A 19,645-nucleotide genomic window follows, 5' to 3' on the forward strand; every position below is an offset into this window, starting at 1 on the left:
TGTCTGCCAACCGGCAAAGGTTCGCTCGGATGCAAGGAAGTCACGCCATCCCCATCGGAAAATCATCGCCGGGCATGCAAAGCCAGCTGTTGACCTGCCCCACCAGTTGCAGCACAACAGTTCGCCTGCCGCCCGGCGACGCCCCCCTCTACATCCAGGCAGCCGTGTCGGCCACGACCAGAGCACCTTGGCTAACCATGCAAGAACGCTGCCTGCTCCGCAATGCCCAAGTGGCGCATCACTCGCTCCACCAGTGCCTGAACCGACCCATCGTGCGCAAACCCGGCGGCGTCAGCCTGGGGAGTTTGCATGGTCGGCAACCGGCCAAACAACGCCTCGATGTGTGGGTCGGGTGCGTAGCGGATACCCGCTTGCGCATCTCGGCCGAGGGATTGCGCCATGGCCTGGACCACCGCCCCGACCGAAGCCTGCAGCACAGGCGGCTGCCAGCACCGGGACAATGGCATGGTGGTTGCCGGAAGCTGTGCGGCGTGCAGCAGGTTGTCCAGGCAACGCTCCAGCGACATCCACCAGGCCGTGGCCTGGGGCGACACCGGGCAGGTGTAGGACTGTCCGGAGCGCAGCGCATGAAAGATCTGGCTCATGAATGCCGAGCCGTGACCGGTTTCAGCAGACGGGCGGGCCACCACACCGGGCAAGCGCAGGCTGCAGGCGTCCAGTTCACCACGGCGGCTGTAGTCGGCCAGCAGCAATTCCGTCGCCCATTTGTGGGTGCCATAACTCAACAAGGGCTGGGGCGCCTGCGACTCGGACACAGGGGATGGTCCGACCGCCCCATACACCGCAACAGAACTCGCAAACACCACGCGTGGAGCGCTGCCACCGCCGTCGCGCATTCCACCGGCCAGCGCCTCCAGCAAGGCCACGGTATCGAGCAAGTTGGCCTGCACACCCAGCGACGGGTCACGCTCTGCCAGCGCACCGGGCACGCTGGCAAGGTGGAACACGCAGCCTGGAGGGTCCTCGCGCATGGCCTGCAGAAGTGCGGGGTCGGCAAAACTGCCCGCATGCCAGCGCACGCTGGGCGGCGGCACCTGGGCGGGGGCCATCCGGTCCACCAGGGTCAAGCGCACAGGCCGCTGACCCGCCAGCATCGGGGACGGCCCCAGCAGGCGCCGCGCCAGGGCGGCCCCTACAAAACCCCCGGCGCCCGTGATGAGGACATGCATCAGCGCTGCTCCGAACCGGGTGGCACCACGCGCTGGCTCACGACACCAAACGGCCCCTCGCGGCCATCGGGCCAACGCGCCTGCATCTGCACGGTGTCGCCGTAGCGCATGAACGGCGTCTTGGCCGCACCTTCGTCCAGTATCTCGATCACGCGCCGCTCGGCCAGGCAAGCAGAGCCTGCATCGCGCCCCTGGTTGGACACCGTGCCCGACCCGATGATGGTGCCCGCCGTGAGTCGACGTGTGCGGGCCGCGTGGGCAATCAACTGGCCAAAGCTGAAATTCATCTCGCCCCCATGGGGGTGGCCAAACCACTGGCCGTTGGAGTCCACGTGCAGCCGCAGATGCACCCGCCCGTCCTGCCAGGCATCCCCCAACTCATCGGGAGTCACCGCCAGCGGGGCAAAGCTGGTGGAGGGTTTGGCTTGCAAAAAGCCAAAGCCCGTCTTCATTTCGTGCGGGCCCAGCGCGCGCAGGCTCCAGTCGTTGATCTGCACGACCAGACGCACGCAGCCCAATGCCGCTTCAGGCGTCACGCCCATGGGTACCGGGCCACAAATGACGCCGAACTCGCCTTCGAAATCGATGCCGTCGGCCTCGCTGGGCATCGGTACTTCATCGTGCGGGCCCAGAAAGTCGTCGCTCGCGCCCTGGTACATGACCGGGATGGTGTCGAAATGCGGGATGGGTGGCGTGTTGAAGGCGCGCTCCATCAAGCGTCCATGGTTGAGGAACGCAGATGCATCGAGCCACTGCGGGCTGCGCGGCAACGGCGCGCTGCAGGCGGCGGGATCGAACGCAAAGATGCCGGTTGCGGTGCCCGCCTCCAGCGCTGCCGTGCGCTCACGCAAAGCGGGTTCCACAGCGTCCCAGTTCTGCAAGGCCCCCAGCAGGCTCGCAGCTATCGGAGCGGCATCGACGGCCTGCAGACCGTTGGATGAAACCAGTACCAGGCGGCCGTCCAGGCTGCCGTCTTTCAAAGTTGCAAATCGCATCGCCAGTCCTATCAAGAAGAAGGGGTTTCCAGTCGCAGCCCCGTCGCCCGGATCACGCAGGCATAGCGGTCGGTCTCTGCGGTCAGAAATGCGCCGAATTCGCGCGCGGTTTGGTTGGGAGCACCCGGCGGTGCACACCTGGCCAAACCAGCCGATAACCTGGAAGTCCGCCAGGCCCGGCATTTCGGCAACGGAGAGCAAAACGGCGGACAAGGCGGGCGAGCGTTGTACGCCGATCTGCAGCTCAGCATGTGGTACATGTTTTCAACTCCCATCGCTGATGGTGGTGCCGCCATCGACCACCAGGTTGTGTCCAGTCACAAAGGCCCCGGCCGGGCTGGCCAGCATGGCGACCACACCAGCCACTTCCTCGGGTTCTCCAGCGCGCCGCAGTGGCGTGGCCTGCACACGCCTGACCATGAAGGCTTCATCAGCCATGAGCTGCTCGGCCAGCGGCGTGCGGATGAGGCCGGGCGACACGGCATTGACCCGCACACCCGCTGGGCCCCACTCCACGGCCAGGTTGCGCGCCAGCTGGGCCAGGGCCGCCTTGGTCAGACCGTACAGGCCAATCGAACGGTTGCCGCGCAGGCCCGCAATGCTGGAGATGAGCACGGCACTGCCACCGCCCCGCGCCGCCATGCCAGGCAACGCCAGTGCACACAGCCGCGCTGCGGACCGCAGGTTGATGTCAAACACCTGATGCCAGTCGGCATCTCTGGCATCAGCCAGAGGGCCGGCCGGCCCCTGAATGCCGGCGTTGCATACGAGGATGTCCAAGGGCCCGGCGCGCTCCACCAGCGCAGCGATGTCAGCTGGCGCGGCCATGTCGGCAGCAACACCGATGGCGTTCGGCAACGATGCAGCCACCTGTTCGCAGGCGAGTGCATAACGGTCGGAGACCACCACGCTGGCGCCTTGGGCAGACAGGGTGCGCGCAATGGCCAGGCCCAGGCCCTGGGTGGCCCCAGTGACCAGAGCGATGCGGCCCTGCAGATCAAAGAGGCTCATTCGACCTTGATCCCGGCCTGGCGAATGGCCAAACCCCACCGCTGCGATTCGCCCTGGATGAACTCGCCGAATGCAGCTGGCGTGAGTGGTGCAGGCTCCAGGCCAAGCGGCCGGTAGCGGCCCAGCACTTCGGGAGACTCCAGCGCGGTCACCACCGCCTTGTGAAGCACATCGACCACGGACGCCGGGGTACCAGCCCGCACCATGACACCATTCCAGCCCGGAATATCGAGGTCCGCATGCCCGGCCTCGGTCAGGGTGGGCACCTGGGGGAGCACCTGCAGGCGCTGCTCGCTGCCCACGCTGACCAGCGCGCGCAGCTTGCCTTCGCGCACCAGTGGCAGGCTCGAAGCCACAACATCGCACATGAAGTCCAGGCGCCCGGCCATCAGGTCCTGCAGCGCGGGCGCTGCGCCTTGGTAGGGCACATGGGTCATGCGCGAGCGTGTCTTGATGCGCAGCTGCTCGGTCCACACATGGGGCTGGCTGCCCTGCCCGTACGAGCCATAGTTGAGGCCATCCCCCGCAGCGGCCGCGCGCAGCAGGTCGGCCAGTGTCTGGAACGGACTGCCCGCAGGCACGACCACGACCAGCGGCGACCTGAACAACCGTGTCAGGGGCGCAAAGTCCTTGAGGGGGCTGAAGCTCAGCTTGGCGTACAGCGCTGGGTACATGGCCAGCGGGCCGATATCGGCGTACAGCAAGGTGTGGCCATCGGCGGGCTGCTGCTTGACGTATTGGGCCGCCAGTTGCGCGGCGCCGCCGGGCTTGTTTTCCACCACCACGGCTTGCTGCATGCGCTCTCCCAGCTTCTGCACCAGCAGGCGCGACATCGCGTCGCCAAAGCCCCCCGCCGGGTAAGGTACCACCCAGCTCAACGGCCGCGCGGGATACGGGGCCTGGGCCCACGCCCAGGGGACCACCGCTGCGGACGCTGCAGCGCCCAGCCATTGACGGCGCGTGCTCATGACTGCTCCTTGGCAGGTGCGGCCACCGACGCATCAAAGCGCCCGTCCACCAGCACAAACAGCATGCGGCACGGCGCGCCCGAACGGTTGGCCCATGCGTGGTTGGTACCCCGCTGCACCACCACGCTGCCGGGGCGCAGTGGCACTTCGCCTTCGTCCAGCACCAGCGTCAGTTCGCCTTCAATCACCACGCCGTAGTCCACCGATTCGGTACGGTGCATCAGCGGGTGGGGGGAGTCGGTTTTCACCGTGGAGGCGGCCGCATCGCCAATCTGGCTGAAGGCGTCATGCATGCGCTCGGCACCCCGTGCGAGGAACTCGGGCGTATCGGGCGGAATGTCCACGAACCGGATGCGCGTGCCACCCTGCGGGGGCGGCAGCACCAGCGGACCGAGCGTAGGGTCCGGGCCGTTGTCCACGACGGCGGGCGATTGCAATGTGCTCCAGACCTCATGGAACACCGTACCGGGAATGGCGGCAATCTCGACCACGGTAGGCAGCGGCCCCTGGCTGGCGACCACGGCCCGGCCTTGAGTGTTGTGGCCCGTGACCACGCGGTGGATGGATGGAAAACCCATGAACGGACTCCTCAGTCTTCAAAAATGGCGACCGCGCGCGTCCAGCCTGCCGAGGCACCGCGGATCTTGTGGGGGAAGCAGCTGATCGTGAAACCCGTGGGCGGCAGCGCCTCCAGGTTGTGCAGCTTCTCCAGATGGCAGTAGCCGATATCGCGGCCCGCCTTGTGCCCCTCCCAGATCAGGGCCTTGTTGCCCGTCTCGGCCACGCGCTGGGCGGTATACGAAAACGGCGCATCCCAGCTCCAGGCATCGGTGCCCGTGAGGCGCACACCGCGCTCCAGCAGGTACATCGTCGCTTCGTAGCCCATACCGCAACCGGCGCCCAGGTAGTCCTTGTGCCCGTAGCGCGACCCAGCGCGGGTGTTGACCACCACGATGTCGAGCGGCTGCAGCGTGTGCCCGATGCGGGCCAGCTCAGCCTCTACATCGGCCGAAGTGGCCACATAGCCATCGGGCAGATGGCGGAAGTCCAGCTTCACACCCGGCTGAAAGCACCACTCCAGCGGCACCTCGTCGATGGTGATGGAGGGGCGGGCACCGCCGTTCTTTGCATCCTGCGTGGAGTGGAAGTGCCACGGCGCATCCAGGTGGGTGCCGTTGTGCGTGGTGAGCGTCACCCACTCGGCCGCTGCGGCTTCGCCATCGGGGTAATCATCCGGTTGCGTGCCCGGGATCATGGCCATGAACTCGGGCAGCGTGTCGGCGTGCTTTTGGTAGGTGATCTTGGGCGCCAGGGGCGGCGGGTCGGAGAGGACATCGTTTTCCAGATAAATGGAAAGGTCCACAAAGCGGCGTGGGGGTTTGGTCATGGCAGGGGTTACAAAGCTCACTCAGGCACCACGCCCACGGTGCGGGCGAGGGCCTGATGGATCTGGATTTCGGATTGGTAAAACTTTTCCAGGGCGTCGAGCGATAGCGGCTCCTGGGGCTCGGTGCCGTTGGCGCGCAAAAAGCTCTGGACCTCGGGGTCGCGCAGGGCCACACCGAAGGCCTGGTGCAGGCGATGCACTGCCGCATCGGGGGTATGGCGCGCCACCAGCAGCGCACCCCAGGCGGTGTATTCAAAGCCCTTGAGCGCTGCAGACTGCTGGCTCAGCGGTGCGAGGTGGGGCAGCAGCGAAGGCGCCTTGGCGGCGGTGCTACCGAAGGCACGCAGCTTGCCCGTCTCCAGCATGTTCAGCGCTGCGCCGCCCAGCGGCACAAAGGACATATCAATCTGATTGCCCATGAGGTCTTGCACGACCGGTGGCACGCCCCGGTAAGGCACATGCACCAGCCGCACGCCACACAGGCGCGCCCACTGGGTCCCCATGAGGTGGATCATCGAGCCTTGCCCAATGTGCCCGAAAGTCAGTGGCTTGCCAGCAGCAGCCGCTTGCCGCGCCATGTCCAGCAACTGCGCATGGGTGGTGGCGGGCATGTCGGCCCGGCCTGCCAGCACGTAGCTGGTGCGCCCCAGTGTGCCGATGGCGCGCATCTGCTCGGGCTTGTAGCGCGCGCTGGCCAGCGACAACGGGGTGAGGATGGGCTCGGTCTGCGAAACCACCACCACCGTCGCACCATCGGCAGGCGCGTTCAGCATGCGCTGTACACCGATGGAGCCACCGGCGCCCGGCAGGTTCTCGATGACGATGGTCTGACCCAGCTCCCGCTGCATCAGGGTCTGGAGCTTGCGTGCAAACACATCGCTGGGGTTGCCCGCAGGCTGGGGCACGATGAAGGTGATGTGTCGGCCTGACTGCGCTTGGACCCACGGCGCAGCCATGCCTGCTGCAGCCGCCACCAGGCAGGCGCGGCGGCTGAGCCAGGGCTGCGTCTGCACAAAGGCAACAGGGCTGCTCATGCCATGCCTTTCACTGCACCTGCAGTACCCGGGGCACGGTGGATGCGTGCAAATGCATAGACCGCCACCGCGTCGATCACCAAAGCCGCAACCCCCAGGCTGCCATAGCCCCAGGCCTTGACCAAGGTGCCGCCGAGGATGGGCCCAATGGCCGCGCCGAACATGAGCATGGCGGGGGTGGCGGCCAAGGCACGGCCGCTGGGGTCCAGCCGCGCCAGCACGCCAAAGGCAAAGGTGTGCGTGAAGATCATCACGGCCGCAAACACGGCGGCGGCTGCGGCATAGGGCGCAAACACGGGCGAGTTCATGATCACCACCACCAGCAAGGCCTGCAGCGCAGGTCCCGACAGCAGAACGCTGCGGGCAGCCCAGCGCTTTTCCAGCACAGCGGCCAACGCTGCGGGAAAGAGGTTGACGACGCCCAGGGCAATCAGCACGCCGGTGACGGCCTGAAGTCCGTAGCCCCGGTCACTGCCCACGCGCTCCAGAAAGCTGAAGGTCATGGACTGCACCAGCCCGAGCGCCGCGATGCCCAGCACGCCCCACCAGACCGCAGCGGGCAGAGGCGCAGCCGGAGCCCGCGAAGTGGCCGCGCCGCCTACGCTGTCGGCCTCGGGAAACGCCAGAGCCGCCACCACCGCGCCCACTGCCATGACGCCGGCAAAGACCTGGAACAACGCGGGTCCACCCAGCTTGGCCACCAGCACGGGGGTGCCCCCCAGGAACGCGATGGCAAATACCCCCAGTGCCATGCCCACCAGGGCGAACATGCGGTGGGGGTTGGGGCTGCGGGCAATGGTGCCATGGGTAACGCTCAGGGCCGTGCCCGCAGCAATACCTGCCCCCGCATGCAGCATCGCCAACAAGGCGAACTGGGTGGTGGTGGACGCCACGGCAAACGCCACGGCCGCGCCGGCAAAGCCGCAGGTCGCCACGGTGCGCCCGCGCAACAACTGAAAGAACGGCGCCAACACCAGGCTGGCGGCCACCGCTCCAGCCAAAAACAGCGTCGCCAGCAAGCCGGCCTGCTGCGGGTCGAAGCGGTACACCGATATCAGCGTGCCCACCCAGACGGGCAAGGCCACCAGATCCACCATGCCTGCGCAGTGGCCCACCATCAGGGCCACCCGGCCCCGCAGCGATTGGGTTGTGATCATGCGCACCTCGCCTCAGATGGGTTGGGACAACGCCATGAGGGACTCGCGCATGATGCGCGAATGCTCCTCCTTGTCGCCGCCTTCGATTTCGATCTCGCCCAGCCGGGCGGAGTTTTCGACCACCATGCGGCAACGCTCCCAGCGGCGGGCTTCGAAGGCCGACAACGCAGTCGGTACATCGCCCGACTGAGCCAGTTCATCGGCCAGCACCAAGGCGTCCTCGATCCCGATGCAGGCCCCGGACGCCAGATGCGGCGTGGTGGCGTGCACCGTGTCACCAATCAGCACCACCCGGCCGCGCGACCACGGGCGTGGCATGAGCAGGCCTTCGAGCGGGCGAAACACAATCTGTGAATCCGGTCCAATCTGGCTGCGGATGGACTGCAGCGTGGGGGCGGAAAACCCATCGAGCAATGCACGCAACCGGTCCGCAAAGGTGGCCGGATCGACATGGTCGTTGGTCGGGCGCGGCTCGGTGACGAAGAGATACATCTCGGTCTTGGAGACAGGGTTCACGCCGGGTTTGATCTTCGGGCCCATCCACATCGTGGCGGTCTCGATCTCTGGCGGCTTGGGCAGGACGGCGCGCCATACCGCTTGGCCGCTGTAACGTGGCTGGGGGGCGTTTTCAAACACCGCCTCACGCACCTTGGAGTTGAGGCCGTCGGCGCCGATCACCAAGTCATAGCGCTGGCGCTGTCCGTCGGTGAAAGTGACCTGCACGCCGTTGGCCTCTTGCTCAATGGCAGAAAAGGTGCAGCCGAGGCGGACGTTGGTGCCCGCCGCGCGGGTGGCCTCGGCCAGGATGCGGGCCAGCACCGGGCGCATGATGGCACCGCCGCCTGGAACATCGCCCCCCGCAATGCGGGGCGTGGACAAGGTGGCCACCAGAGGGCCGTGAGGCAGGTGCAGTTTCACGCCGTCCGAGGCGTTGCCCTGCGCCAGAAACGCTTCGAGAATTCCCAGGCGCCGAAACGCCCGCAGCGTGGCGCCCCCCAGGCTGATGCCCGCACCGTAGCTGCGCCAGCCGGGGTCGATCTCTACCAGGTCCACCTGGGCACCCTGCTTGCGCAGTTCGATGGCGGCTGCCATGCCGGAAAAGCCCCCGCCGATGATCAAAATGCGTTGGTGAGAAAGGCTCATGGGTTTGTCTCCTTGTGATTGGTAGGGGCGATGTGGATCTCGCCGTTCGCTTGTACTGTCAATGGCACGGGCACCAAGGCGTCGCCCAGGCACGGGCCCAAGGTACACAGCCCATTGGTGATGTCAAACAGCGCGCCGTGTGCCGCGCAGACGATGCGATCACCTGCTGCATTCAGGTACTTGTCCTTGCGCCATGCCATGGGGGTGTCCAGGTGGGGGCACAGATCGGCATAGGCGTACAGCCGCTCGCCCTGGCGCACGATGAGCACCGTGTCCTGCCCACGGCCTGCGGGGTCAAAGCCCCGCGACTCGCCATCGGGCAGATCGTTCCAGTGGCAGAGCTTCATGGTCGGCTCTCAGTGCGGTGCACCAGCAGGTGGCGGGCCCGAAGGCGCCCACTTCTCGCGGTGTTGAAAGAGGAAGAGCTGCGAAGCATCGGCACTCATCGGCACCTCGCGCGCGGCCCAGCTGTCGTCATGCTGGTCCATGTCGGCGTCGTACTCCACATGGCAACCCAGGGGCGAGTTGAAGTACCAGAACCAGTTGCTGCCAAACTTGTGGCGCCCCGGCCCCCAGAAGCTCTGGTAGCCCTTTTCAACAAACCGCGTCCCCGCCAGCAACACATCGGTGGGGCCGCCCATGTGGAAGGTGAAGTGTTCGCAGCCCTTCATAAACGGAGGCGTCTGGATCATGAACAGCGTGTGGTGGTCTTGCGTGCCCGCAGGGCGCAAGAACGGTCCCACACCCGTGAAGCGATCGGTGCACACAAAGCCCAGTCGGGCGTAGAACGCCTCGGCCTTGGCCGCATCGGGCACGAAATACACCACATGCGACAGCGAACGGGGCCGCGCCGCCATGTCGGGCGACAGGCCCAGGGCGTTGGGCCCACGCTGCGGGACGGCACCGGGCGCGTTCACGGCCTCAGCAGGCAATGCCAGCGGCTTGCGCACCGTGACCTGGAAAGCGAGGGCAAAGCCCAAGTCATCGGCGGTGCGCAGCACGCCGCCCTGGCGCACCACGGCGCGGTCGCGCGCCAGCTCGGCTTCGATGGCGTCGAGCGTGGCCGCATCTGCGACCCCGTAGACCGTTTCGCGCAACATGCTGGCAGTGCCCAGCGCGGGGGGCAGGGAAGGATCGCTCTGGGAGCGGATCTCCACGCATGTGCCGTCCAGCGCTTCAAAGCGCCCACCAGCAGCGGTGACGCCCACGGGAGTGAGTCCGTAGTCGGTAAGGTACTGGGCGCAGGCAGCGACGTCGTCCACGCCAAAAACGAGCGCGTCGGGTCCAATGATGTTCATCTGTTGATCCTTGGTGGTAGAGGTTGTCAGGGCAGTTGCGGGGCTCTCAGGCGGTATGACTACCCAGGGTCTGGGCCACCCAGTCGGCGATGTAGTGGCCGGCGTTGATGCTGTTGTCAAAGCTGGCGTGCTGCACGCCGCCTTCACGGTCGGTGAAGATCTTGAGTTCGCGCTTCGGGCTGTTGACCAGCTGCTCATAGGTGCGGTGCGCCCACTTGAGCGGGATCTGCGAGTCGCGCTCGCCGTGCGTGACCAGGAAAGGCACCTTGATCTTCTCGACCACGCCATCGAGGTGCACGTTTTCCGCGATGTGCATGAACTCGTCCACGTCCTTGGCGCCCCAGACCCAGCACACGTGAGCCCAGTAGTGCGGCACGGGGAAGTCGCCCTCTTTCTCCAACCGGCGCTTTTGCACATCACGCCAGTCGTGGTTGGCGCCCCAGGCTACGCCGCAGGCAAAACGCGGCTCCATGGCCACGGCGCGCGGGCAATAGTAGCCGCCTAGCGAAACGCCCTCGCAGCCGATGCGCTTTGGGTCCACGTCGGGGTGCTGCTCCAGCCAGTCCACCACGCGGCTCGCCCAGTGTTCGGTGTCGTACCGTGCCGTCAGCCCGTGCAGCCGCAGCGCCTCGCCGGTACCCGGCTGGTCCACTACCAGAGAGGACACACCACGTTGGGCCAGCCATGCTGGCAACCCGACCAGATACTTCATTTCCTTGGTCGAATCCAGGCCGTTTAGCTGCACGAGCAAGGGCGCCCGCTCCCCCGATTTCAGACCATGGGCCGGGTAGTACAGCGCCGACAGGTGCTTGCCTTCATAGGGAATCTCCACACGCTGCACCCGGTCGCCCAGCAGGCGTGAGCCCTTGAGGAACAGTTCCAGCTCGCGCTCGTAAAGGGCCAGTCGGCCCGGAGCGCTGTGCGCCTGCAGGCGCTCTGCGGTGATGAGATAGCTGGAGGCGCGGCGGTATTTCTCGCCAGCGGAATACAGCCAGCCGCGCGCTTCATCTTCTTCGGCCAAGCCGCAGAGCTTGTCCGCCATGCGCACCCAGGTTTCACGGAAGGCCTGCGTGCCAGCGGCATCGGGCGCCTTGGCGGCCTCTTGCAGCGGAGCGCACATCTCCTCGATTTCACCGATGCGTGCGCCCATCTCGATGGCCAGATCGACCGAGAGGTTCCAGACGTAGTTGGTAGGAAAGTACTTGAACATAGGATCACTTTGCGGGGGCTTGGGAGGCACGCGGGCCAATGCCCAGCGTGCCAAAAAAGACGGCCGTGGGCGCGTCGGAAAAGTCGGGGACAAAGCGGAAGGACTGGATCCGCCCATCGGTCACACGGAGCACATCGCGGCCCACGATGCGTTCCACACCGGCGCGGTGATACAGCTCGCTGCGCACCTCCAGCAGTGCAGACACCCGGTCCCCATCCACCTCGGTGCTCAGCACAGACAAACGGGCCTGCGGCCGAACCACCGTGGCGTCGATGTAGTGCGCCAGGCAGGTGGGGTTGTCCATGGACGGGGTGCAGCCGGGAAAGTCCGATCGCTCCACCTCCGGCGCGATGAGCGCGCGCACGGCGGCCATGTCACCCGCGTGGACTGCGGCGATGTAGCTATCCAGCACTGCGGCCGGTTGGGGGCTGGGCTGGGCCTGTGCGTTGACGCATGCCAGCAACAGACCGGCAGCAACGCACATCGTGTGGGTCGTGGTCATGGTTCGTCCTCGTTGTCAGTCAATGAGCGCCCTGCGGCACCCCGTGCACACCGCGCCCAGTCGCGCGGACGTTGGCGATAGGCGTCGCGGGCTTCAGTAAAAAGTGGGCCAGCGCGGGCAACAACACCAGGGCTCCCAGCATGTTCCAGAGGAACATGAACGCCAGCAGCAAGCCCATGTCGGCCTGGAACTTGATCGGGCTCGCCACCCAGGTGATCACGCCCACAGCCAGCGTGACGCCGGTCAGCATCACGACCTTGCCGGTGAACAGCAGGGCGCGGTAGTACGCCTCCGACAGGCTCTTGCCTTCGCGCAGTTGCGACAGCGTGATGGACAGGATGTAGAGCGCGTAGTCCACGCCAATGCCCACGCCCAGCGCAATCACCGGCAGCGTGGCGACCTTCACGCCCATGCCCAGTGCCACCATCAACGCTTCGGCCAGGAAGGACGTGACCACCAGCGGCAGCACGGCCACCACCACCGCCTTCCACGAGCGGAAGGTCACAAAACACAGCACGACCACCGCCCCGTACACCATGAGCAGCATGGTTCGCCACGCATCCTTGACCACGATGTTGGTGGCCGCCTCAATGCCCGCAGACCCGGCGGCCAGCAGAAACTGGGTGTCTGCCGTGTTGTTGCGCTGGGCAAAGGCCTCGATGTGGCCCACGACGCGCGCCAGGGTGTCGGCCTTGTGGTCGCGCAGATAGACGTACACCGTCAACAACCCACAGGCATCGTTGTAGAGCCCACGGGGTGCGCTGGCCGTCACGGTGTTGAGCATGTCCTGGTTGGGCAAGAACTCGTACCACCGTGGGTTGCCTTCGTTGAGGCCCGACAGCACCCGGCGGTTGAGCAGGGAGAGCGAGTTGGTGCTCTCGACGCCGTCGATCTGGCGCAGCTCCCATTCGAGCGCATCGACCTTGTTCAGCGCATCGAAGTGGGAGCACTGACCCTCAGGGGTCTTGACCATCACCGCCAGCACGTCACTGCCCGCGCCATAGGCTGCGTTCATGAATCCCACGTCGCGGTTGTAGCGGCTGTCTGCGCGCAACTCGGGCGCCCCCGGGTCCAGGTCGCCAATCTTGAGCTGCGTGCTGACAAGAAAGCCCCCCACCCCCATGACCAGCCCGGCGGCCACGGCCACCGTGGCCCAGGGCCGCTGGGTGAAGCGGTCGAGCAGAGCCCACAGCGGGTGTTTGGCAGCGCCTGCCGCATCGGCCTGCTCGGCGCGCAGGCTGCGCTCGGTAGCCACCGCACTGACACCGGTGTAGCTCAACATGATGGGCAGCAGGATCAGGTTGGTGAAGATCAGCACGGCTACGCCAATCGACGCGGCAATCGCCAGTTCACGGATCACCTGGATGTCGATGACCAGCAGCACGGCAAACCCCACCGCGTCTGCCAGCAGTGCCGTCAAGCCCGCGAGGAACAGGCGCCGGAAGGTGAACCGCGCCGCCACCAGTTTGTCCACGCCCCGTCCCACGTCCTGCATGATGCCGTTCATCTTTTGCGCACCATGGCTCATGCCAATGGCAAACACCAGAAACGGCACCAGGATGGAATACGGGTCGAGTGCATACCCCAGCAAGGGCAGCAGGCCCAGCTGCCACACCACGGCCACCAGCGACGCCAGCACGACCAGCAGCGTGGAACGGATGCAGCGCGTGTACCAGAACACCATGGCCGTGGCGATGGCCACCGCGATGGCAAAGAACACCAGCACGGCCCGCACGCCATCAATCAGGTCGCCCACGATCTTGGCAAAGCCGGTGATGTGGATAGCCACTCCTTCGGCCTCGTACTTGCCACGCAACGTCTCCAGCTGCCGCGACAGCAGGGCGTAGTCGAGCGACTGGCCCTGGGCATCCTTGGCCAGCAGGGGCACAAAGATCACGGTCGATGCGGCATCGCGCGCCACCGTCTGGCCGATCTCTCCGGAGCGTGCCACGTTCGCCACCAGTTGCTGCAGCTTGGCTGACGATCCATCAAAACCATCGGGGATGACCGGCCCCCCTTCCAGCCCATCTTCGGTGACACCCACCCAGCGCGTGGTGGGGGTCCACAGCGACTTCATTCGCGCACGGTCCACACCCGGCAGCAAGAAGACCTCATCGGACAGGCGGCGCAAGGTGTCCAGGTACTGCGCGTCATAGATGTTGCCCTGGGGGCGGGCAACGGCCACGCGCACCGCATTGCCCAGGCCACTGAGTTCCGACTGGTAGGCCAGAAAATTCTGGATGTAGGGATGGCTAGCGGGAATGGTTTTCTCAAAACTCGCATTGAGCTGCAGCCGCGTGGCCTGCCAGCCCAGCAGGGCAGTGACCAGGGCACACAACAGCACCACCACGGCGCGGTGGTTGAACAGCGCCCGCTCGATCAGCGAGCCCGATCGGGTATCGAAGGACGGCGTGCTCATGGCTGCGCCCCCTGTATCACCACGGGCACCACACCGGCTACGCCCAGCGCGAGCAAAGAACCCTCGCGCTGCGGCAGCAGTGCAGACGGCATGGGCACGGGCGCAGCGTTCAGCGGCACCAGTGCATCGCCCTGCTGGCGCAGCACAGCGCCCGCCTGGGTGGCAAACCACAGACCGCCCTGGCCGTCGTCGGCCACGGCAGTGATCGTGCTCTGCGTGGGCGAAACCAGCTGCGACCAAGTGTTGCCCGCGTCGCCCGTGCGCCAGGCGTTACCCCGCAGGCCCGCCAGGACCGCCTGTCCGTTGGCTTGCAGCTCGCCCGCAAACCAGCTGCCCTTGTAGGGCGATGGCAAGGCCTCGAACGTGGCGCCGCCGTCGCTGGAGCGGGCGAGCAGCCCCTGCTCACCCGCCAGCAGCAGGGTATTGCCCTGGCGACGCGCCACGTACCAGTGCAGGGCCTTGGGATTGGGCAACCTGCCCATCCAGGGCGCCCAGGTCTGCCCACCATCGGCGGTGTAGAAGGCCAAGCCATAGGCGCCCACCGCCAGCATGCGCTGGGCGTCCCACACCACCACATCCATGAAGGGCTTGTCCGGGCCATCGGCCACCAGGCGCTCTGCGTCCTGCAGCGCCTGGGGCGTGGTAGCGGCCGCCTTGGCCAGCACGGCCAGGCGGCGGCCGTCCAGCCGCAACGACCAGCTGGCGCCGGCATCGGACGTGGTCAGCACCGTGCCGCCATGGCCCACGGCCACACCGCGGCGCTCGTCTGCAAAACGTACCATCGTCAGGCTCACACTGACCGGGCAGGCCGCCTGTTGCCAGGTCACGCCCCGGTCGTCGGACAGCGCGACCACTCCGCGCTCGCCCACCGCCACCAGCCGCTGCCCTGCAGCGGCAGCTGCCAGCAGCACGGCGCGCTGAGGTGCCTTCACGCTCAGTGCAGGGCGCTGGAGTGCATCCCCCACCTGTGCGAAGGCGCAGCCCGCCCCCGCCGCAGCGATGGCTGCAGCTACATAGATCGCAATATGCATGGTTCCGTCCCGCTCAGCGGACACCCTCGCCCGCCATGGCATCGGGCGAGAAGAAGCTGTCCGGGCGACGCGGCACAATCTTGTAGTGCTGGTTGCGCTCGTTGACCACGCCGCTGGCATACCAGGCACCAGAGATCAGATCGTTGAAGCCCCACTGCTGCTGCGGCGTGGTGGCAGGAAGGTCAGGCATCACCACCGGGTGGGACCAGATGGTCTTCCACAGCTGGCCCTTGGCATCCCAGCGGTCGCCCAGCACGGCCACCCAGGTGTCTTCGTCCACGTAGTAGCGGCTCTTGGGCGCCTGGTGGCGCTGGCCGGGCTTGAGGGTGGCCTCCACCACCCACACGCGGTGCAGCTCCCAGCGCACGTGGTCGGGGTTCAGGTGATTGGCCAATAGCACATCGCTGTCCTTGGTGGGCGTATGCAGGCGGTTGCTGTTGTAGGGGATCAGCATCTCCTGCTTGCCCACGACCTTCCAGTCAAAGCGGTCGTTGCGCCCGGCAAAGACGTCGATTTCGTCGAAACTTGCCACGCCTGCGGTGGCAGGCGTGGGCGTGTCGCAGCAGGCATTGGGCAGCTTGCGCACACGGCGCTGCCCCGTCAGGTACACCCACGATGCGCTCTTGTCCTGGTCCAGGTGCGACCGGCCCGTGATGGCCTCGCCCGCACGCACCGGTGGGCCGCTGTTAACCAGGCGGATGGTCCAGTACTCGCCCGTGAACTTGTCGTGCTGGCCTTGGGCGTAGTAGGGCATCTGGAAGTCGCCACGCCCCTCCACCGACAGCACGCGCTGGCCGTTGGCCGTGCCCAGATAGCCCCGGAAGTCGGCCTGCCAGGCCTCTCCACGCCAGTGCAGTTCGTGGTTGGCCATGATCTCCTCGCCCGTCTTGGGGATGGGGAAGGGAATGCCTCCGTAGGCACCCGTCACCTTTTCGCCATCCAGCTTGGCCTGCGTGGCATTCTTGGCCGTGTAGTCATACACCCACTGCGGCGCGGCGGCAGTGCGATGCGTCTTGTACACATCCACCCGGAAGGTCTGCGGGTACTTCTTGAGCAGCGCCTGCGTGCCTTCGGTCAGCTTGCTCGCATGTTCGGCCATGTTGGCGGCGGTGACGCTGTACAGCGGCTTTTCGCCCGCAAACGGATCGCCCCGGCGCCCGCCATTCTGAAACCCCGCGATGGGGGTGGTATAGCCACCACTCCATGCCGGAATGGTCCCCTCCTTGTTGCCAGCGCGCTCGGCCCCCAGGGGGGTCAGCTCGGTTTTGAGTTTGGCGGCTTCCTCGGCGCTCACGGCGGCGTGTGCAGCGCCCAGGGCCACAGACGACAGCAGGCAGGCGCCCGCGATGTGCAGGTAGTGCTTCATGACAGAGTTCCAGATCAGAAGGTGGTGCGGACCGAGAGCGTCAGCGAGTTGCGGTCTTTGAGCGCTTGCTTGTATTGCGCGTTGTTGGCGGCATCGAGCGTGGGCGCGGCCTTGCCCAGGTAATGCACATAGTTCAGCGACACGTTCCATGTGCCCAGGTACACCCCGGCCAGACCGAGGTTGATGTCGCCGCCCTTGTCCACCCCAAACCCCGGGCCGACGGCTGACGAGGCGCCGAGCGTGTAGCCCATGCCGATGGAGGGGGTGAGATCCAGACCCGGCAGCACCTGCCGGTAGCTGGGCGAATACACCATGCGCACGCCAGTGGCCGATTTGTCGGCATTGGGGTTGAGCATCTGCGCATTGCGTGTGACCTTGGTGCGCTGGTTCCAGGCCACCTCGCCCACAAACGATGCTTCGCGCGAAATCCACGAAGGGCCCAGCGATGCGATCCAGGACACTTGCGCGTGCGCGGTCTCGCCCACCGCGTAGCCCGGGTTGCTGTTGTTGTTGAGGCCCGCATTCACGCCAATGGTGGCCAGGGTGGACTGCCCAGAGCTGGCCAGGGGCGCGTTGTGGCGCACCGAGACTTCCCCCGCCAGGCCCCAGTTATCTATCGTTTTGGAGAAGCTGGCGCCATAGGCGCGCACGCCCTCGTGGTACATCCAGCGGTAGCTGCTGGCCCTCAGCGCGGGGGGCAGGCCTACCAGCACGTTGTTGATGTTGCTGGGGGTGGTGGCGTGGTAGCGGATGGCATAGAAACCCAGATCGGTGTCGATGGACTCGACCCGCCAGCGCAGCTGCAAGCCGCCCTGGCCTGAGTTCTTGGCATCCAGGTCCGCCTGCCGGATGAACGTGCCCGTGGGCCCCGCATTGATGCGCTCTGCACCCGGGCCCAGCGAATCACTGGTCGAGAGGTAGGCCCCCACGGGCATCAGCCGGGTCTTCTCCCACTCGTAGTTCACGTACGCGCCCACCGTCACGTCGGACGACAGTTGCACCTGCCCCGAGACCTTGCCGGTCGGCCGGGCCACTTCCTTGAAGGTGGAGTTGGGCACCGACAGCAGCTTGATCAGGTCCAGCGGGGCCTGGCCGCCCGCGATGCCGTTGGCGCCGAAGAACAGACTTTCGCCCCACAGCAGGGTATGGCGGCCCAGGCGCACGGTGGCCGGCTTGTCAGCCACGTCAAAGCGCCCGTAGACAAAGGCGTCCAGCAGCTCGGCCTTGCGCCCCATGAGCTTGCGGGTCTCCGCCGGAAAATCGCTCGCAGGGCTGTGGTTGGACGTGGCGCTGGTGTTGTCCGTATGGCTGTTGTAGGTCTGGTCGTACCAGGCCGCCGCACTCAGGCGCGCACCGTAGCGAGGGCCGGTCAGATCCAGCTCGCTGAGCAGGTCCACGCGGTTGGACACCACGCCGCGCTTGAAATTGTTGTTGCCGTCGTTCTGGTTGGCCGTCACGGGCAACACGGAAGACAACTCAGGCAAGGCCGTGTTGAGGCGTCCGGTGAGGCTGTATTTGACGGTGTTGTCCCAGCGCAGCTTCCAGTCGGGGTTGCCAGTGTCCAGCTCGATGGCAGAAACACAGGGGGTGACAGCCAGAGTGGCAAGGGCCAGCGTGAGGCGGCTTCTGCGGCTTTGGGCAGCACCCCGCCGCACTGCGCCTGATGGGCAGTGTTTCATCATTTGTCTCCGTTCTGTTTATTTGGGAATCTGATGACCAAAGGGGCTGGACATCGGTTCGGTGGTTACTGTAGGGAGTAAGCTCACATTCGAAAAATGGATTTTTCAGATTTCATCAATTGATATCGCGGATATCAACGTTTACCCGTAGCCCATGCGATTCAACAAACTCGACCTGAACCTGCTGGTGGCGCTGGACGCGCTGCTGACCGAACGCAACATCAGCCGCGCAGGCGAGCGCATCCACCTGAGCCAGCCCGCCACCAGCAATGCCCTGGCGCGGCTGCGTGCGTATTTCGACGATGAATTGCTGGTGCCGCAGGGCCGTCAGATGGTGCTCACGCCCCGCGCTGAGGCGCTGCTGGACCCGGTGCGTGAAGTGCTGATGCGCATCGACAGCACCATCGCCGAGAAGCCCCGCTTTGACCCCTCTACCGACACCCGGAGCTTCACGCTGCTGGTGTCAGACTTCACCACCACCGTGTTCATGCAGCCGCTGATCGAGAGGCTGTTTCACGAAGCGCCCGGGGTCCAGGTGCATCTGCGGGCGCAAAACGCCCGCCCCGTGGAACAGCTGGAGGAGTACGGGGCCGACATGCTCATCATCCCCGAGCAATATGTGTCGGCCAAACACCCGAGCATGACGCTGTTCGAGGAGACATACATGTGCGTCACCTGGACGGGCAACCCGCACATCCAAGGCCAGCTCAGCTTTGACGACTACCTGGCGGCGGGACATGTGGTGGCCGACTACTCCGGCGCGCGGCAGATCCCCGCGTTCGATGGCTGGTTTCTGGAGCGCTTCGGCGTCAAGCGCCGCATCGAAGTCACCGCGCCCACCCTCGCATCCCTGCCCAGCCTGGTGATCGGCACGGCACGCATTGCCACCGTGCACAAGCGCCTTGCCCAGCGCGCACTGCAGTACGGGCTGCCCATTCAGGTGTGGGAGCCCCCACTGGAGATTCCCGTCATGCGCCAGACCTTGCAATGGCACCGCCACCGTGACAAGGATCTGGCTTTGCAATGGCTGCGCGAACGGGCTGTGGAGGTGGCCAGAGAAATATAGTCTGGAAAAATCCGCATTTGAGGGTTGGCCTCTCTGAAGCCGTAATAAGAAGCGCATCCGTCGAAGCCACCAGATCAATAGAAAACAAAAGTTGTAATTTCAGCCGAAGCTGCAAGCAACGGCCAATCCACTGAATCAGTTTCTTCTTTTGGGCAGCAAGCCGCAGTGCGCGCGATGGCAGCGACAATT

Annotated in this window: 18 protein-coding genes; 1 reads left to right on the forward strand and 17 read right to left on the reverse strand. The window is 65.8% G+C overall.

What is annotated here, in order from left to right; translation table 11 throughout:
- Positions 1-191: 191 nt before the first annotated feature.
- From CBY09_RS21210 to CBY09_RS21290, 17 genes are all read right to left on the reverse strand, one after another.
- A complete protein-coding gene (locus tag CBY09_RS21210) occupies positions 192-1,190 on the reverse strand; it encodes an NAD-dependent epimerase/dehydratase family protein (RefSeq protein WP_094291562.1) in 999 nt (332 codons plus the stop codon).
- Positions 1,190-2,185 carry a fumarylacetoacetate hydrolase family protein gene (locus CBY09_RS21215; protein ID WP_094291563.1) on the reverse strand — a complete coding sequence of 332 codons (996 nt, stop codon included), beginning with the start codon at positions 2,183-2,185 and terminating at the stop codon, positions 1,190-1,192. Before CBY09_RS21215 ends, CBY09_RS21210 begins: the two co-directional genes overlap by 1 nt.
- Before the next feature lie 264 nt (positions 2,186-2,449).
- Positions 2,450-3,196 carry an SDR family NAD(P)-dependent oxidoreductase gene (locus tag CBY09_RS21220; RefSeq protein ID WP_094291564.1) on the reverse strand — a complete coding sequence of 249 codons (747 nt, stop codon included), beginning with the start codon at positions 3,194-3,196 and terminating at the stop codon, positions 2,450-2,452.
- On the reverse strand, positions 3,193-4,164 hold the full coding sequence (locus CBY09_RS21225) for a Bug family tripartite tricarboxylate transporter substrate binding protein (protein WP_094291565.1): 972 nt from the start codon (positions 4,162-4,164) through the stop codon (positions 3,193-3,195). Before CBY09_RS21225 ends, CBY09_RS21220 begins: the two co-directional genes overlap by 4 nt.
- Positions 4,161-4,742: a cupin domain-containing protein gene (locus CBY09_RS21230; protein WP_094291566.1), complete on the reverse strand. Its 582-nt coding sequence runs from the start codon at positions 4,740-4,742 to the stop codon at positions 4,161-4,163. The genes CBY09_RS21225 and CBY09_RS21230 overlap by 4 nt, the downstream gene beginning before the upstream one ends.
- Before the next feature lie 11 nt (positions 4,743-4,753).
- Positions 4,754-5,551, reverse strand: coding sequence for a cyclase family protein (locus CBY09_RS21235; protein ID WP_094291567.1), 798 nt, complete (start codon positions 5,549-5,551; stop codon positions 4,754-4,756).
- Between the two features lie 17 nt (positions 5,552-5,568).
- Positions 5,569-6,585 carry a tripartite tricarboxylate transporter substrate binding protein gene (locus CBY09_RS21240; RefSeq protein ID WP_094291568.1) on the reverse strand — a complete coding sequence of 339 codons (1,017 nt, stop codon included), beginning with the start codon at positions 6,583-6,585 and terminating at the stop codon, positions 5,569-5,571.
- Positions 6,582-7,742 (reverse strand): MFS transporter, encoded by a 1,161-nt coding sequence (locus CBY09_RS21245; protein WP_094291569.1) that lies wholly within the window; start codon positions 7,740-7,742, stop codon positions 6,582-6,584. The genes CBY09_RS21240 and CBY09_RS21245 overlap by 4 nt, the downstream gene beginning before the upstream one ends.
- Before the next feature lie 12 nt (positions 7,743-7,754).
- Positions 7,755-8,885 carry an FAD-dependent oxidoreductase gene (locus CBY09_RS21250; protein ID WP_094291570.1) on the reverse strand — a complete coding sequence of 377 codons (1,131 nt, stop codon included), beginning with the start codon at positions 8,883-8,885 and terminating at the stop codon, positions 7,755-7,757.
- Positions 8,882-9,232: a Rieske (2Fe-2S) protein gene (locus tag CBY09_RS21255; protein WP_094291571.1), complete on the reverse strand. Its 351-nt coding sequence runs from the start codon at positions 9,230-9,232 to the stop codon at positions 8,882-8,884. The genes CBY09_RS21250 and CBY09_RS21255 overlap by 4 nt, the downstream gene beginning before the upstream one ends.
- A gap of 9 nt (positions 9,233-9,241) precedes the next feature.
- Entirely contained in the window at positions 9,242-10,183 is a 942-nt protein-coding gene (locus tag CBY09_RS21260) for a VOC family protein (RefSeq protein ID WP_094291572.1), read from the reverse strand.
- Positions 10,184-10,229: 46 nt separating this feature from the next.
- Positions 10,230-11,393: an alpha/beta hydrolase family protein gene (locus CBY09_RS21265; protein WP_094291573.1), complete on the reverse strand. Its 1,164-nt coding sequence runs from the start codon at positions 11,391-11,393 to the stop codon at positions 10,230-10,232.
- A gap of 4 nt (positions 11,394-11,397) precedes the next feature.
- On the reverse strand, positions 11,398-11,895 hold the full coding sequence (locus CBY09_RS21270) for a nuclear transport factor 2 family protein (protein WP_094291574.1): 498 nt from the start codon (positions 11,893-11,895) through the stop codon (positions 11,398-11,400).
- A 19-nt stretch (positions 11,896-11,914) separates the two neighbouring features.
- Entirely contained in the window at positions 11,915-14,314 is a 2,400-nt protein-coding gene (locus CBY09_RS21275; RefSeq protein ID WP_094291575.1) for an efflux RND transporter permease subunit, read from the reverse strand.
- A complete protein-coding gene (locus CBY09_RS21280; protein ID WP_094291576.1) occupies positions 14,311-15,345 on the reverse strand; it encodes a WD40/YVTN/BNR-like repeat-containing protein in 1,035 nt (344 codons plus the stop codon). Before CBY09_RS21280 ends, CBY09_RS21275 begins: the two co-directional genes overlap by 4 nt.
- A 13-nt stretch (positions 15,346-15,358) precedes the next feature.
- Positions 15,359-16,711: a DUF1329 domain-containing protein gene (locus tag CBY09_RS21285; protein WP_094291577.1), complete on the reverse strand. Its 1,353-nt coding sequence runs from the start codon at positions 16,709-16,711 to the stop codon at positions 15,359-15,361.
- A gap of 14 nt (positions 16,712-16,725) precedes the next feature.
- On the reverse strand, positions 16,726-18,390 hold the full coding sequence (locus CBY09_RS21290; RefSeq protein WP_094291706.1) for a DUF1302 domain-containing protein: 1,665 nt from the start codon (positions 18,388-18,390) through the stop codon (positions 16,726-16,728).
- Positions 18,391-18,544: 154 nt separating this feature from the next.
- Here CBY09_RS21290 and CBY09_RS21295 point away from each other — a divergent pair, with 154 nt between their 5' ends.
- Positions 18,545-19,456: a LysR family transcriptional regulator gene (locus tag CBY09_RS21295; protein WP_094291578.1), complete on the forward strand. Its 912-nt coding sequence runs from the start codon at positions 18,545-18,547 to the stop codon at positions 19,454-19,456.
- The last annotated feature ends 189 nt before the right edge of the window (positions 19,457-19,645 follow it).

Source organism: Acidovorax kalamii (assembly GCF_002245625.1).
GTDB classification, from domain to species: Bacteria; Pseudomonadota; Gammaproteobacteria; order Burkholderiales; family Burkholderiaceae_C; genus Acidovorax; species Acidovorax kalamii.